The organism is Azospirillum humicireducens (genome assembly GCF_001639105.2).
In the GTDB taxonomy this organism is placed as follows: domain Bacteria; phylum Pseudomonadota; class Alphaproteobacteria; order Azospirillales; family Azospirillaceae; genus Azospirillum; species Azospirillum humicireducens.
The window spans coordinates 945,727-961,267 of sequence record NZ_CP015285.1 but is presented as its reverse complement, the minus strand read 5'-3'; the positions used below and the strand labels follow the sequence as shown (position 1 = coordinate 961,267).

Below are 15,541 nucleotides of genomic sequence, written 5' to 3'. Positions count from 1 at the left end.
CCGTGCTTATAGCACGCCCTCGCCGGTCCGACGATGCATTCGCGGTACGGCCGGGCGGCTACCCCCAAGGATTTTACGGTATCACGCGACGGGAGCCGACAGCCGCGGCACAGCGGCGGCCGGCGCTTCCGCCGCCCCGCGCCAGCGCAGGACCAGACAGGTGATGTCGTCCGACTGCGGCGCACCGGCGGTGAAACGGGCGACGTCGGCAAGCACCCCGTCAAGCCCGTCGCGCGCCGAGGCGTTCGTCTGCCCGCCGACCGCGGCAACGAGGCGCGGGTCGCCATACATCACCTCTTCGCCGTTGAAAGCCTCGGTCACGCCGTCGGTGAACAGGAAGACCATATCGCCGGTCTCCAGCGTGACGCTCTTTTCGCCGAAGGGCATGTCGGGCATGGCGGCCAGCGCGATGCCGGGAGTGCGCTCCAGCTCCTTCACCGCGCCCGACGCGGTCATGCGCAGCGGCGGGTTGTGGCCGCCGTTGGAGAAGGCCAGGACGCCGGTCCGCAGGTCCAGCTCGCCGTAGAAGACGGTGACGAACATCATCTGCTCGTTCTCCGCCGCCAGGAGGTTGTTGACCCGGCGCATGGTCTCCGCCGGGCCGACACCGGATTCGGCGATGGCGCGCAGCATGGTGCGGGTGATCAGCATGAAGAAGGCGGCCGGAATACCCTTGCCCGAGACGTCGGCAATGACCAGAGCCACCTTGTGCTCGGAAATCGGAAAGAAATCGTAGAAGTCGCCGCCGACCTCCTTCGCCGGGATCATCCGCGCGGCGATGTCCAGCTCGGCCAGGTCGGGAAAGACCTGCGGCAGGATGGTCAGCTGCATGGTGCGGGCGATCTCAAGTTCCTGCTGCAGGCTGATCAGCCGCCGCTTGTCGGCCAGTGCCTCGCGCAGGTCGCGCACCATCTGGGTCAACTGCACCTGCTGGGTACTGACCCGCGTCGCCAGCCGCGAGAAGCCAAGGGCAAGCAGCCCCAGCTCGTCGCCGACGCCCTTGGACTGGGCCGACTGGGCGTCGTGGGTCTCCGCCTCGATCTGGCGCAGCTCCTCCAGCAGGTTCTGGCGGGCATCCTCCTCCAGCGTCACCGCCAGGGCCTCCATCTGGCGGCGGATGAAGCGCTGCTGACGGCGCAGTCGGCGTTCGCGCTGGCCGGCGCTGCGCTCGATGTCGCGCATCACGCCGCGGAAGACCTCGACCGCACCGGCGATGCGGCCGATCTCGTCATTGCCGGCCGGCAGCTCGACATAGCCCATGGCCCGCCCGCGGGAGAGATCCTGCAAAGCCTTCACCGCGCCGTCCAGCGTGGAGAAGTTCCGCCGCAGGAAACCATAGAGGAGGCCGAGCGCACCGAGCAGCACAAGCCCGACCGCGGCGACATAGGCGACGGACCAGAGCGCCTGCTCCTCCACGGCTTGGGTCACGTCGGTGGCGATGAGCACCGTGGCGACACGCCCGCCGGCAAGATCGGCAACCGGCAGGCTGGCCAGCGCATAGCGGCGCCCGCCGCCGGCGATGGTGGCGATGCTGCGCTCCGCCGGGCGGACCAGCGGCTTCACCGCAGGCCACAGCGGGTCGCTCTGCCCGTTGAAAGCGGTGCCGTTGCGGGTCACTGCGAAGACGCGCCCGCCGGTGGTCCGCCGCAGCACGTCCAGCGCGGCGACGAAATCCAACCCGGCAACGGCGGCACCGGTGACACCGGCCCCGCTGCCCGCCCCGCCGCCTGCCCCGGTTCCGGCATAGACCGGCACGCCGGCGACGACGACCAGCCGCTCGCCGTCGACCAGACGGACACCGCGCGCCAGCTTCTGGCCGGAGAGGATGGCGTCCAGCGCACCGCGGTTCAGCAGCGGTTCCGGCTCCAGCGCCGGGTCGGTGCTGTAGAGCAGTTCCCCCGACTTCGACAGCAGGTTCACGTCGGTGATCCCACCGGTGGCCGGGGCGGCGACGATGCCGAGCGCCGCGACACGGCGGTCGAGGGCGCCGCGGTCCTCCGCCTCCACCCCACGGGCGATCTCGGCGTCGCCGGCCAGCCGGCCCAAACCCTGGTCAATGCGTCCGACGGCACCCGACACGGCAAGCTGCCAGGAGGTTTCCAGCCGGGCCAGCTCCAACTCGCGCGCACGGCGGTCGAGGGCATCCTCGCGCAGCGCGGCAAAACCGAGGAGAAGACCGGCCACCACGGTGACGGTCGCCAGGACGAACAGGATGATGCGGGTCTGAAGCAGCATGGGGGCCTCTCAGCTCCGCAGAACGACGATGGGGCGGGACAGCAGCGCGGCCAACGCTGCGGGCAACAGCGAGGATACCGTGAGCATCCCGCTGTCCCAGCCGACCGCCACAGCCCACAAGAGGGCCGCGGCAATCCCGGAGGCCAACGCCCGCAACAGCGAAAGCTGCCCGCCGTCGGCCGCCTGACGGCGCACGTAGGACAGCGCCAGACCGGCGGCGAAACCGCCGGTCACGCCGCCGGCCAATCCGGCGGCCAACGGTGTTCCGTCAAGCAGCAGCATGGTAGCCGTCGACAACAACGCCAGCGCATTCAACACCGCCGCTGCGCGGCGCCAGCCGAACGGCACGGCATAGCCGGCCGCGGCGCCGGCCAATGCCACGGCGAGAACGAGAACCAGCACCGGCCCGGCAGCAGCAGGTCCGGCGCCCAGAACCAACATCGGCGCTGCGGCGGCAGACAGCAGCGCGAAGGCATGGACATCGTCGGACCGCGAATCGATTTCGCGCCGCGGCGCCGCTTCCAGTCCGGGACCGAGGGCCGTCAGTGCCGACAGGCGCGTGGACTCGACGGCCGCGGCCACCTCCGGATCGAAGACTGCGGCGCGCACCTCGTCGGCGTGGGCGGCGAAACGCTGGCGGCGGTCGTGCAGGCCGAAGACGACGGCGTTGAAGGCGAACAGAAGCCGACCGACCTGATCGCGCGGACGGCGGCCCAGCAGGGTGGCGAAGCGCCCGTCAACCGCATCCGTCATCGCCAGGGCGAGCCGGCGCAACGGAGCACGGAAGCTGGCACGGGCCAGAACACCGGCCAGCTCGGCCAGCAGCAGCAGAACGGCCAGCCCGCCAAACACAACCGTCGCCAGTTCCCCCGCGATCTGGCCGCGGACCTGCTGCGGCTGGACGCCGACCAGGACATGGCCGGCCGGCGGCTGCCCAACACCGCCGCCACCGCCCTCCGACGACAGGCGGCCGACCCGCACCGGCACCCGCAAGATCAGCAGACCGTCCCGTTCGATCGGCTGAAGGGTGGCAGCCCTGGTTTCCGGCGTCGGCAAGCCGCGCAGTCCGGCGGTCAGCGCCTGCAGTCCGGCAGCGTCGATGCCGCCGCCGGCATTGACCGCTCCCTGCAGCAGCACCCCGTCCCCACCGGTCAGCGCCAGGAATCCCAGGTCGGGATTGCGTCCGGCAATTCCCTGAAGGAACGCCGCCACCCCTTCGATGCGCGGCAGCGGAATACCGTAGGCGATGGCGCGCTCCAGATCATGCTGCACAGCCTCCGCCACCGCGGCGGCCTTGGCGGCGCGCGCCTCTCCCAACTGGTCCTGCGCCAGCCAGGTGCCAAGCAGACCGACGCCGGCCATCGCCAGAGCGGCCGCCAGCAGGATGACGGCCGGAATGCCGGCCATGACCATGCCATGGCCGCGCAAAGGACCGCGAAAAGTGTTGAGGGTCGTCATGCGAGTTCATCCAGGCGTGCGACCTCACGCTCCGCCTCGTCCAGGATGGACAGGCGCCGCCGCACCGCATCGGTGAAAGCGGCGGCCGGCAGGCCCAGCGTCTGAGGAGACGTTTGTGCGGGCAGTTCGGCGCGGATGCGACCGGCCTCGCCCAGCCCTTCGAGGGAAGCCGCGAGATCGGACAGCGAACGGCGCGGTCCGGCGGCCAGTTTCAGGGCGGCCAGCCAGCCGATAAGGGCGAGCGGAAGCGCGATCAGCACCGCGCCGATGGAGAGGGTCAGGGCATAATGGCGCATCGGCTCATCCATCGCGCCGGCCGGCATGCGGACCAGCAGGGTGCCGGCCACCGTATCGAAGCTGGTGGCAAGTCCGACGCCGTAGACCCGTTCATCCCCGCGCTCCTCCGACCAGAAGCCGCTGACGCCGCCATTGTGGTCGGTCGAGGTCCGGATGGGCAGAAGTTCGCCCACCTCCACCGCATTGGTGGAAAACAGCACGGTGCCGCTCTCATCGAGGACGGTGACCGACTGGATGCCGGGCAGGGCGACGCGGGCTCGGGCAAGCAACCCATCGACCTGTGGCAGATCGCCCAGCGCAAGGCCGAGATTCAGCTGGGTTTCAAGCGATGCCTTGGCCTCGCTCAGCACGAAACCGACCTGGGAGGTCACCGCCTCGTCCAGGCGGCGTGCCTGTTCGCGCGTCCATATCACGACGGCGGACAGGGCGGAGACGAACACCGCCACCGCCATGAACGCCGCCAGCCGCGCCCCGAAACTCCCCGATCCCATTCCGGCCATCCCCCTTCAGCCGGCCGAGCGCCTCAGCGCCCGCCCGGCCCCGTCCCAGCCTGCTCCAGTGGAGCCTTTTCCCGGCCGCACAGCGCGTACCAACGCTGCGCGGCACCGTCGCCCGCCGCAACCCGGCCCCACACATGGCCGCGCTCGAACACATCCCAGCGTCCCGCCAGCTCGTCCACCGCGACCAGTTCCGCACTGGCGGTGTCGAACACCGGATCGGCGGTGAAATCGCGGTGGACCAGCAGGCGCACCAGATCGCCGCCGACGCGGACCAGCCGCTTCGGATAGATGCCATGACCGGCCAGATGGCCCCAGCTGCGGTGGTTGCGGGTGCTGACGGTGGTGATCAGGTGCCGGCGGCCCAGCGCCTCCGCCACCTCGATCCGCCAGTCGATCAGCCGGTGATGCAGGCCGCGCCCGCGCTCCGACGGATCGACCATAGCCGACGACATGTGCGCGACCCAGGGCAGTTCCGCCTCCGGCAGGTCGAGGTCGCGGCCCCGGTTGGGGTCGTTGCCGGACGGCAGGCCCAGCGCGCCGTAGGCGACCAGACGGCCGCCGGCTCCTTCACCGGCGCGGCCATCGTTACGGAAGATGCCGGCGGTCAACCCCTTGTCGCCCAGATGATCGCTGACGAAGTTCCCGACCTCGCCCGCCATCCGGTAATGGTCGGGATCCTCCAGCATCGCGACGACGCGGACGCGGAAGTCGGCCAGCAGGTTGGAATCCTCCAAATCCATCATGCGGGCGGTCAACCCGTCCGGCAGATCGGCGGCCAGCGTCCGCAGGCGGACCGCCGCCACGGCGCGGGCGGCCTCGCCACACAGGGGAACTCCGCCGAACGGCAGGGTCATGGGAATGTGGGCGCTCATGATTCGATGATTTCCGCGAAATTCAGAAGGCCGATGGGGGGGTAGTATTCCAGCGCCCGGACCGTGGCCATATTGATGATAACGGAAAAACGCTTCAGCGTTTCCACGGGAATTTCGGCCGGACTGACGCCGTCCACCAGGATCTGCGCCGCCTTGAAGGCGGTGAAGCGTCCGATGCCGTAGGCGCTGCTCGCCAGCGCCAGCATCGCCTTGTCGGTGCGCACGATCAGCTCCGTCACCGAGAAGGTCGGCAGGCCAAGGCGCAACGCCTCCGCCGCCACGACGGTGCGGTTGTGGAAGGCGATGAAGGTGTCCGGACCGATATAGAGGACCTCGCCGCCCCGCTTGGCCACCCGCGCCAACGCGTCAGGCACCGCGGCGGCGATCGGCTCGCCCCGGTCGTTCAGCGGAACCGGCTCCTCGACCAGTTCCAGCCCCCGCAGCGCCGCCTCGGCCCGCAGCCCCTCCACCGTCAGGACGGAGTTGCGTTCCTGCGGGTTGTACACCACGCCCAGCCGCTTGATCGGGCGATAGGCCTGGATGGTGTTCAACTGAACCGCGATCGGCGCGATGTGGATGGTGCCGGTGACGTTGCGTCCCGAGCGGGCGAGATCGGGAACGATCTTCGCGTCAATGGGTGCGGCGACGAAGGTGAAGACCACCGGAATGTCGGTGATGTGCTTGCCAGGGTCCGCGCCGTCATAGGGGCCGACCAGTGCGCGGGTCTGCGGCGTGCCCCAGCTGTAGACGAGGTCGGGGCGCGTGTCCTTGATCTCCTGGATGATGCCCGGCAGCTTGGCGGTGTCGCCGCCGGTGTTGCGGATGGTGTAGTCCACCTTCAAGCCGCGGCGGGCCAGGTAATCCTTGAACCCGAACTCGTTGTCGCTCTCGCCGCGGCCCAGCACCATGGTGATCCGGAAGGTCCTGTCGGGCACCGTGGCAGCCAGCGCCGAGCCGATGAGCGAGTTGCCGGCCAACGGCAATCCGGGCAGGGCCAACCCGCCGGCGGCGGCAAGGCGCAGCAGCGAGCGGCGGCGGATGCGGAGGAGATCGCTTTCGTCGTCTCTCATCGCGGTCATGCCTCCTGTGGCCGGGCGGCGGGGGTTGCCGGACGCCCGGTGCGGAAAAGGATCCAGAACAAAAGCGCGCTCGCCCCGCACAGCAGGCCGATGCCCAGCATCGCCTCGCGGTAGGAGGTGGCGACCGCCACCGCCATCGCGGTGACGGGGCCGAGCGCGCCGCCCAGCCGTTCGATCAGCCGGTACCAGCCGATTGCAGCCGTCTCCGGCAGGCCGCCGTCACGGGCGATCTGCGAGACCAGCGTCAGCTGCGGCGCACCGACCAGCGCCTGCGACAGGCCGAACAAGGCGATGGCCAAAGGCGGCCCCCACAATGCATGGGTGGCGACGATGGGCAGGCAGCTCGCCAGCGTGCCGATGCCGCCAAGAGCGATGAAGCCACGCCGGGCCTGCCAGCGGTCGGACAGGCTGGCGGCCAGCGGCGACACCAGGATGAAGGCGACGAAATACATCATCTGCACCCGACCGATCTCCGCCTTCGAGGCGCCGTCGGCTGTCAGCAGCAGCGGCACGAGGCAGAAGAGGAAGGCGGTGGAGGCGATCTTCGTCGGAATTGCGCTCAGCACCATCAGGGCGGAAAAGCGGAAATCGCGAAACAGCGGCAGGACGCTGCCCATGGCCGGGCGAGCCGCTGCACCGGCTCCGGCGGGGGACTGCGCCGCACCGCGTCCGCGCAGCAGAAGCAGGCTGACAGACAAGCCGGACCCGAGCGCCAGGAGCGCCCCGAGCAGGAAGGTGGCGCGGAAGCCGATCTGGTCGGCGATGATGCCGCCGCTGACCGGACCGCACACGCCGGCAGCCAGCAGAGCGCCGATGAACATCGCCATGCCGGCTGCGCGGTTGCGCGGCGTGGTGTGGTCGACGACGATGCCCTGCGCGGTGATCAGCACCAACCCGTAGCCGAGGGCGGTCAGGCAGCGCCACAGCATCAGCTCGGCCAGCGACCCGGCGAAGGCGGTCAGTGCGAGGCTGACGGAGCCCAGCAACGCCCCGATGGTGAAGGCGCGCGAGCGGCCCCAGCGTTCGGAGAAGCGGGCACCGCCCGGTTGCGACAGCGCCCAGATCAGCATGAACAGCGTGATCGGCAGGCTGACCACCATGTCCGGGGTCAGCCACGGCACCTCCCCGGCGAAGGACTTGGCATAGGCCGGCAGGAAGGGGCGCGACAGCTCCTCCGACAGGCAGAACAGGAAGACCGGCAACCTCAGGAAGACGAGATTCAGCGGAGTAGGCGGCGGACGCGAGGAGTCCGGATCACGGAAACGGAACCGGCGGGCAAGCGCCATCAGCCCGGCCTCCGCCCGGCCGACCCGCGGGTCGTCGCCACCCAGCCGGCGGCGCAGCTCCGCAACCCGCGCGGCAAGGCCGGCATAGCGGACATTCACGCTGTCGAGCGCGGTCCGCACGCCGCCTTCCAGCGCGCGGTCCTCCGTCGCCGCGAGCGGCCCCGGGCCCAAGGATCGGGGAATCTCCGGCAGGGTGGCGCGGAAATCGCCCTCCTCCGCCCGGTCGGCCAGCAGACGCAGGGTCAGCACCCGCCGCATGGCGAGGTTCACCACCAGCTGCAGCACTTCGAAGATCAGCAGGACCGAGACGATGACCACCGACAGCACGTCCAGCGCCAGATCGGTCGAGGCCTTGGCCAGGAAAGCGCTGTCGACGCCGACATGCAGCGCGCCGGCCGGGTTGGCGGTGTCGCCCAGCGGACGCTGGACATCGACGAATCCGCGGGCCAGCCGGCCGTCGGCAGGACCGGACAGGCGGTCCGGCGACAGCGCCGTAACTCCCGCCAGAGGCCCGCCCGCCGCCGCAACTATGCGTCCGGCCGGATCGGTCACCGCGATGTAGGCAATGTCGGCGTGGCGTTCGACCTCTGCCGCCAGCAGGGTGTCGAGACCGGCCATGCGGTCCAGCGGGATTCGCACGCCGAGCCCGCGGTCGATCTGCGCGCCCATCAGGCCGCCGACCGTCTGCGCCTTGCGCGCCAGTTCCGGCTGGAACAGCGGGTCGAAACTGCGCAGCGACAGCCAGGAGGCCGCGCCTGCCGCCAGCAGCAGGACCGCCACCGTGACGATGGTCAGCCGCAGCACCAGCGCGCTGATCGGATCGCGCCGCTTGGCCGCCTTGGCGGGCAGAGGCGGAACCGGCTTGGCGGAATTGTTGCGGGACGGTTCGCTCATGTCACCGCTCCCTTCGCCGGGAGTGGTTCGGGGGCATTCGGCACCATGGCGTCCAATTCGCGCTCCAGCTCTTCCATGGCGTGATCTGCGTCGGCGATGCCGCGGTCCAGGCGATCTCGCACCACACTCAACGGAGCGCTGCCGTCCGCCGGATTGCCGTCGGCCAGGCCGCGGCGCCCGCCGCGCTGGCGCACCACGGCGAAGACCGCAGCCAGCGTCACCAGCGCCGCGACGCCCACCAGTGCCAGAATGCTGCCGCGCAGGCCCTCCTCGACCGCTGCGACCCGCGTTTTCAGCCCGGTCAGCGAAGAGCGCAGGATCACCTGCCCGACCGTCTGCCCGAAGCTGTTGCGCACATCGGAACCAAGGATCAGAACATCGCCGTCGATCTGCTGGCGCAGGGTTCCCGCCGAAGCGTCGCCGCTCCAGCGCACCGGTGTGGGCTGGCCGACGGCGTTGCGGTCGGCGGCGAACAGAATGACGCCACGGTCGTCGACCACCTCCACGCCGAGGATTTCCTCACCGGAGGCGGCGCGTTCCGCCTGAGCCTGCAGATCGACCAGTTCGGACAGGTCGAGGCCCAATGTCAGGCCGTACTCGACCCGGCGCCTCATCTCGTCCGCCACCACAGCCAGCCGCGAGCCGGCGACTTCGCGCAGCTTCTGTTCGAATTTCAGCCCGGACAACGCGACTGACAGCAGCACAGCCGTCGCAACCGTTGCCGCGATGACGGCGCCGGTTCGCAGGGCCAGCACCCCGCCCAGCCTCATGATGTCCCTACAACAGGAAAAGGTGATGCATCAGCCACGGATCGCCCAAAGCTCCATCGCCACCTGGGGGAAATCACCCGCTAGATGAACTGCGATTCCGCCCGACGTTGCAAGCTGTTTCCAAATCGGACTACCCCGTTCGAGTTCGAAATACACCGCGCCGGCATGATAGGGCAGTTGGCGCGGCGCAACCGGCAGCGGCCTTACTCGGATACCCGGCAACTGGACATTGACCAGTTCACGGATCTGCTCGACCGGACCGATCTTGACCAGTGCAGGGAAGTTGCGGCGCAACGCCTCGCCCGGCATGTCCGCCCGCACCGCCAGCACGAAGGTGGCCGTGGTGATCAGCGAACGGTCGGCGATGGTGCCGACGCGGATGCCGTATTTGCGCTCCTGCAGGTCGATCGGAATGGCTGTCTGTTCCAACACCGCGCTCAACGAGCGGCGGATCTCCGCCATCACCGGCTCCAGCGTGCCCTGCAGATCCTCGTGCCGGTAGGGCGGGAAGCTGGGCGGACGCTTGTTGACGGCGGTGAAGGTCGCCAGTTCGCCGGCCAGCGACAGCATCATGCCGTGCAGGCGTTCCGGATGGATGTCGGGCATGCGGGCGATGTTGGCGAACAGCGGTTCGGAGCGGTTGGCGACCTGCAGCATCAGGAAGTCGGCCATCTCGCCGGCGCCGCGCCCGTTGGACCCGCCGACGCGGGCGGCCAACGCCTCCGACCGGCTGTTCAGCAGGCCTTGGATCTCGGTGACGAAGCCGGCCAGCGGCGCCAGCGCCTGGACATTCAGGGCCGGCGGGATGTAGCGCTCGTCCAGCGTCGCGTGACGGTCAGACCGCACCTCCTGGATGCGGGCGAGGCCCAGGCAGTGGTAGCCGGCGCGCTCCTGCCGCTCCAACCGGTAGCGCAGCCGCAGCCGGCCGGTGCGGACGCGCGACACGCTGGCCGACCCGGCGATGGCGTCGACCGTCTCCGTCTCCTCACCGACATAGCGGGTGGCGGCATCGGCGCTCTCGCCAACCTCGAACTCGACCCCGCCGCGCTGGCGGACAGGCAGTGCCAGATAGACGATGCTGTTCGCCAGCGTCTCCGGCAGATCGAGCGGCGGCGGCGGGTCGTCGTCGTCGGGGATGTTGATCGGCGTCCCATCCTCCAGGATGCCCTTGCAGCGCAGGACGGCGAACTTGCCGACGGCCAGAAGCTCGCGGTTGATGGTGAGTTCGCTGATGCCCCAGGAGAAGGGGCGGATGCCGGCGACGCGCCCGCGCACCAGCCGCTCGACATAGCGGTCCTGCTGCTGGAAATGCTGCGCCCGCAGGAACATGCCCTCGGACCAGATGACCTTGTCGTCCCAACTCATGGGCGCTTTCCCTCTTGCAGGCTGATGGTCGTTGCCATGGGTTCCCTCCCCCTCCGGTCAGCCGCCCAGCGCGTGGCGGTGGATCGGCAGGAGCCGGCGGTAGAGCGCCGCCAATCGGGTGCCGCCGTCGGCGGTCTCCCCCGTCAGTTCGCGCACCGCCGCCAACAGGGCCGACTGGTGGGCCGCACCGTCCGAGACCGCAGCCTGCAACAGCGCCGCCGCCTCGGCGGGCGGCAGCGCGCGCAGGCGGGCCAAGGCGTCGTCGGCATCCACGGCCCGGCGCAGGACGGAGTCCCCCTGCGCCATCGTGTCGTCAGGGTCGAGGCCGAGCAGAGCCTCCAGCGCCGCCTGCCGTCGCACCAGCGACAGCACGACATCGACGAGCGCACGGCTGAGGGCGTCGGAGGACGGATCGGCAGACGGGACGGCAAAGGGCGACCGACGCGCCCCGAAGGCCGCCGGGACCAGCGGTTCGTCGGCCCAGTCGTCAAGCGGAACCGCGGGAGAGGCGGACGGGGGCGTCGCGACGGGCTGGGTGGGCGGCGGGTTGGACGGCTGGGCGGAAGGCGGCAGGTCGATGGGATCGTCCAGCCAGTCGTCGGGAATCGACGAACCGCCACTGCCCTTATCGAATCCGGCATCGAAGTTGGCACTGCCGAAGCCTGGCTGTTCGGTCGACACCCGGATGGTGCCAAGGCTGTCCGGCGAGAAATCGGTCTGGGTGGAACCCGGCCAGTCAGGATCGCCGCCGGGCGCAGTGGCGGCTGCGGTGGGCTGCCAGCCGCTCCCCGAGTTGCCGCCCACCTGGCCGCCCCAGCGCTCCTCCCGCTGCGGCAGATCGCCGAACAGGTCGTCGTCCTCTGGAATCGGCATCACCGAGACCGGCCCGCGCCCGAAGGCCGGCAGGGCGAAGGGATCGTCCTCCGGCGAGGCGGCAGGCGCCTGCGCCGGCTCGTCGGAGCCGCGCAGCACGGCCAGGAAGGGATCGTTGGCAGGCGGCGCCTCCTCCGCGGCGAATCCGGCGCGCATGACGAAGCCGCCCATCCGCAGCCGGTCGCCCTCCCCCACCACGGCGGAGTTGCCGCGGCCGATGGGGGTCGGGGCGTCATTCAGGAAGACGCCGTTGGTGGAACTGTCGATGACGATGTAGACGCCGCCCTTGAACTCCACCATGCAGTGGATCTTGGACAGCATCCGCTCCGGATCGTTCAGCACCCAGTCGCAGTCGGGGCCGCGGCCGATCACCAGACGTCCGGTGCCGAGATCGCGGGCGATGTCGCCGCCCTGCGCGGGCGGGCATTGAATCAGGGTCAGGCGCAACTTCATCGGATCATGCCGCTCCCACCTTGCCGCTGCCGCCGTTGGCGATGTCCAGCGCCTGGGCCAGCGCCGCGCGATGGCGCGCCTTGATCTCCTTGGGCACCGCAGCGGTGGCGAGCAGCACGGCAGCGGCGGCGGCCGTCCCGGTCAGCCCGTCGCCCGGCGGCACCACCACCGCCGCATCGGGCGGGGCGAGGCTGCCGCCCGACCAGAAGGCGGCCATGGCGGCATAGGCACAGGCGGTCTCGAAATTCATCGCCTCGGCGGGGGCGAAGCAGGTGCGGCGGTTCTCCTCCGTCGGGCGGTAGACCCAGGCCTCCGCCGCCTCCAGCGCCGCAACATCGGCCGGCGCCGGCTCGGCCGGCAGCGCGCCGCGGGCGGACAGACATCCCCACCACACGGCCTCGCGGCGCGGCAAGGCAATGGCCAACAGCCGGATGGCGTCCGCATAGAGTTCGGCGTCGATCAGCGCCTTCAGGAAGACCGCCGTCGGGGCGTTCGGCGCGAACAGCGCCTTCGCCTCCTGCGACAGGTCCAGCCCCGCGACCGCTTCGGCCGCACGGGCGAAGCGCAACTTCGGCAAATGCCCGATGTCCACCGTCCCAAACCCCGCTTGAAAAGCCGTCCCAGTCCGGACGGCGTTCGTCAATTGATGGTTACCACGCCGCCCTTGACCTGGACCATCGCATCCCCGTTCACCTGCGTCATCGCGCCCTTGATCTGCACCTGGCTGTCGCCGGTGACCTTGACCATCAGGCCTTTGACGGTGATTCCGGTCTGGTCGATCTTGACGCTGTTGCCGCCGACCTTCAGCTCGATGGAGGTGGTGGCCTCCATCGTGATCTTGCCGGTGCTGGCCTTGACCGACACGTCGCCCATCCCGAGCTTCAGCGCGTAGTCGCCCTGCTTCACATCGATCGCCATGTTGCCCTGGCCGACGGTAAGGCTGTCGTTGCCCTGCCCCACATCCACCGTCCGGTTGCCCTTGCTGACGGTGTGGGTGTCGTTGCCCTTGCTGACGGTGACGGTCCGGTTGCCCTCCCCCACCGTCAGGGTCTGGTTACCCTTCGTCACGTCGTGGGTATCGTTGCCTTCCGATACGGTGACGCTGCGGTTGCCCTTGGCGATGGTGACCGCTTCGTTGCCCTCCGAAACCGTTTCGGTGCGGTCGTTCTTGACGGTGATGGTCTGGTCGTGGTCGACCTGCAGCGTGTCGTCATTCTCCACCACCCGCTTGAAGTCCTTCTGGGCGTGGAAATAGATCTCCTCGGCGTCCTTCTTGTCCTCGAAGCGCAGCTCGTTGAAGGCGGCCGCGTCGCCGCCCTTGCTGGACCGGGTCTTGATGCCGCTCTGCGTCTTGTTGTCGGGCAGCGTGTAGGGCGGCATGTTCTCGGCATTGTAGACGCAGCCGACGATCAGCGGACGGTCCGGATCGCCGCCGATATAATCGACCAGCACCTCCATGCCGACGCGCGGGGTGAAGATGGTGCCCCAGTTCTTGCCGGCCATGGTCTGGGCGACGCGCAGCCAGACGAAACTCTTCTCGTCGTCGGTGCCCTTGCGGTCCCAATGGAACTGCACCCGGACGCGGCCGTACTTGTCGCAATAGATCTCCTCGCCGCTGGGACCGACGACGGTCGCGGTGTCGGGACCATGGGTGCGCGGGCGCGGCACCGGTGGCGGACGGAACACCGTGGCCTCGGGGATCGCGGCAAAGCTGCAGGAGAAGGACGGCGGAACGCCGCCATTGCCCAGATGGCTCTGGTCCTGTGCGTTCAGCGTCAGTTCGGTGATGACATAGCCCTTGCCGACCTCCGCCGTCACCGCATGGCCGGCCATGGAGATCTTGCCGCCGGCGAACAGGCCCCGGTAGGTCGCCGTGCCCTCCACCCGCTCATAGCCGCTTTCCGTTTCTTCCATGCGCAGACGGGACAGGGTGCTGCCGTCGGCCTTGACCATATGGCCGCCGGGATAGTCGAACATCTCGTGCGACTTGAAGGCGGATACGCCGAGCACCGTGGTGGTGCTGGCGGTCAGGTCGGTGCTTGGCGTCTCGAAATTGTAATCCTTCAGCGTCCATTTGCCGGACACATAGGATTGGGAATGCGACCAGCCGTCGATCACCAGCGTGTTGCCCTGCGACGCGGCAGCGTGGATGACGTCCTTGTCCAGGCAGTCGGTGTAGCCCGACGCGCTGTCGCTCAGCACCAGCGTGTGCTTGCCGGCCGCGTGCTGGAAATAGAAAAAGATGCCCTCGTCCTGCAGCAGGCGGGCGATGAAGTCGTAATGGCTCTCGCGGTACTGCACGCAGACCGGGCGGGCGTTGTGGGTGCCGGACAGCCCCTGCTTCTTCACCTCGGTCACGCCGCAGTCGGACAGCATGGCGTCGACGATCTGCACGACGCTCTTGTCCTGGAACACCTGGCAGTCGGAACGCAGGGTCGCCAGCCACAGGGACGGAACGATCTCCGCCGTGTAGCGGCGATAGCCGCGAAGCGCCAGCGGCCCGGCGGAAAAACTCTTCACGATGCCGTTGATGACGCGCGGATTGCCACCCTGGCGCGCCACGGACAGCGTCAGCGACTTTCCCAGGATGTCGGCCGGCGCGATGGTCATCCGCGGCGAGATCATGGTGATGGTATAGCGGAACAGGCGCGACAGCCCTTCCTCCCCCTCGACGGCAACCGGAATCAGCACGTCCGCGCCGAGCGGCGAGGTCAGCGACAGAAGCCGGCCGGTCTGCGAGATGGTGGGCGCATCCGACATGCGGGCTTGGTCCTATGTGTTGGGAAGATAATGATCTGGAGAGGCTTTGCCCCCACCCCTACCCTCCCCCGCTTCGCAGGGGAGGGAGAGATCCCCTCTCCCGCGAAGCGGGGGAGGGTTAGGGAGGGGGCAAGTGGAGCCGAACTTAGGCGCTCTTGGTCGTCGACAGGTCGTAGGAGACCGAGATCGGCGTGCCGGCCTTGTTCTTGTCGTCGTACGGAATGAACTTGTACTCCATCTTGGTGAAGCTGATGGAGATCGATTCCGACGGACGGTCGCCGCCCGACGACATCGAGTAGGCCGAGACCAGGGCGTTGGTCAGGGTGTACTCGGCATAGGTGTTGCCCGGGCTGCCAGTGGTGACGAGATGGATCTGAACCTTCTTGCCGATGGCGCCGGTGCAGGATTCGACGAAGAACTTCGGCGAGGAGCTGTCCATCAGCTTGGTGATGGTCACTTCCGACACCGACGGCTCGGACGCCTCACGGTTGGCGGTGGAGCCCGACGGGGTGCTGATGGCGCGGCCGACGCCCCACTGGAGCGAGCTGACGTCCAGCCACTTCTTGTGGGTTTCATGCGTGGCCTCGCCGTCGATGCCGTCGTACTTGATATAGATCGCCATGGTTGTCTCCTCGCTGGCTTGAAGTCGGTCTTAACGGGTGAAGTTTGGTCTGTGCTGTATGGTTACGAAAGAATTGA

General features: G+C 69.0%; 12 protein-coding genes. All 12 read right to left on the bottom strand.

What is annotated here, in order from left to right; genetic code table 11:
* Positions 1–81 precede the first annotated feature (81 nt).
* The 12 genes from A6A40_RS04370 to A6A40_RS04315 all read right to left on the bottom strand — a co-directional run bounded on the left by A6A40_RS04370 (position 82) and on the right by A6A40_RS04315 (position 15,464).
* Positions 82–2,235 (bottom strand): PP2C family protein-serine/threonine phosphatase, encoded by a 2,154-nt coding sequence (locus tag A6A40_RS04370; RefSeq protein WP_063634283.1) that lies wholly within the window; start codon positions 2,233–2,235, stop codon positions 82–84.
* A 9-nt stretch (positions 2,236–2,244) separates the two neighbouring features.
* Positions 2,245–3,693 carry a HAMP domain-containing protein gene (locus tag A6A40_RS04365; protein ID WP_063634281.1) on the bottom strand — a complete coding sequence of 483 codons (1,449 nt, stop codon included), beginning with the start codon at positions 3,691–3,693 and terminating at the stop codon, positions 2,245–2,247.
* Complete coding sequence (locus tag A6A40_RS04360; RefSeq protein WP_063634279.1) at positions 3,690–4,481, bottom strand: hypothetical protein; 792 nt, start codon at positions 4,479–4,481, stop codon at positions 3,690–3,692. Before A6A40_RS04360 ends, A6A40_RS04365 begins: the two co-directional genes overlap by 4 nt.
* Positions 4,482–4,513: 32 nt before the next feature.
* The gene (locus A6A40_RS04355; RefSeq protein ID WP_063634277.1) at positions 4,514–5,362 is read right to left on the bottom strand and encodes a GNAT family N-acetyltransferase; all 849 of its coding nucleotides are present in this window, start codon (positions 5,360–5,362) and stop codon (positions 4,514–4,516) included.
* Positions 5,359–6,432 carry an ABC transporter substrate-binding protein gene (locus A6A40_RS04350; protein ID WP_236783729.1) on the bottom strand — a complete coding sequence of 358 codons (1,074 nt, stop codon included), beginning with the start codon at positions 6,430–6,432 and terminating at the stop codon, positions 5,359–5,361. Before A6A40_RS04350 ends, A6A40_RS04355 begins: the two co-directional genes overlap by 4 nt.
* A gap of 5 nt (positions 6,433–6,437) precedes the next feature.
* Positions 6,438–8,621 (bottom strand): MFS transporter, encoded by a 2,184-nt coding sequence (locus A6A40_RS04345; RefSeq protein WP_063634275.1) that lies wholly within the window; start codon positions 8,619–8,621, stop codon positions 6,438–6,440.
* Positions 8,618–9,391 carry a hypothetical protein gene (locus A6A40_RS04340; protein ID WP_063634274.1) on the bottom strand — a complete coding sequence of 258 codons (774 nt, stop codon included), beginning with the start codon at positions 9,389–9,391 and terminating at the stop codon, positions 8,618–8,620. The genes A6A40_RS04345 and A6A40_RS04340 overlap by 4 nt, the downstream gene beginning before the upstream one ends.
* Before the next feature lie 30 nt (positions 9,392–9,421).
* A complete protein-coding gene (tssK, locus tag A6A40_RS04335) occupies positions 9,422–10,756 on the bottom strand; it encodes a type VI secretion system baseplate subunit TssK (protein ID WP_063634273.1) in 1,335 nt (444 codons plus the stop codon).
* A gap of 57 nt (positions 10,757–10,813) precedes the next feature.
* Complete coding sequence (locus A6A40_RS04330) at positions 10,814–12,082, bottom strand: type VI secretion system-associated FHA domain protein (protein ID WP_063634272.1); 1,269 nt, start codon at positions 12,080–12,082, stop codon at positions 10,814–10,816.
* A 4-nt stretch (positions 12,083–12,086) separates the two neighbouring features.
* On the bottom strand, positions 12,087–12,674 hold the full coding sequence (locus A6A40_RS04325; protein ID WP_063634271.1) for a DUF6931 family protein: 588 nt from the start codon (positions 12,672–12,674) through the stop codon (positions 12,087–12,089).
* Between the two features lie 47 nt (positions 12,675–12,721).
* Positions 12,722–14,842 carry a type VI secretion system Vgr family protein gene (locus A6A40_RS04320; RefSeq protein ID WP_063634270.1) on the bottom strand — a complete coding sequence of 707 codons (2,121 nt, stop codon included), beginning with the start codon at positions 14,840–14,842 and terminating at the stop codon, positions 12,722–12,724.
* A 145-nt stretch (positions 14,843–14,987) separates the two neighbouring features.
* Positions 14,988–15,464 (bottom strand): Hcp family type VI secretion system effector, encoded by a 477-nt coding sequence (locus A6A40_RS04315; protein ID WP_063634269.1) that lies wholly within the window; start codon positions 15,462–15,464, stop codon positions 14,988–14,990.
* Positions 15,465–15,541: the final 77 nt, after the last annotated feature.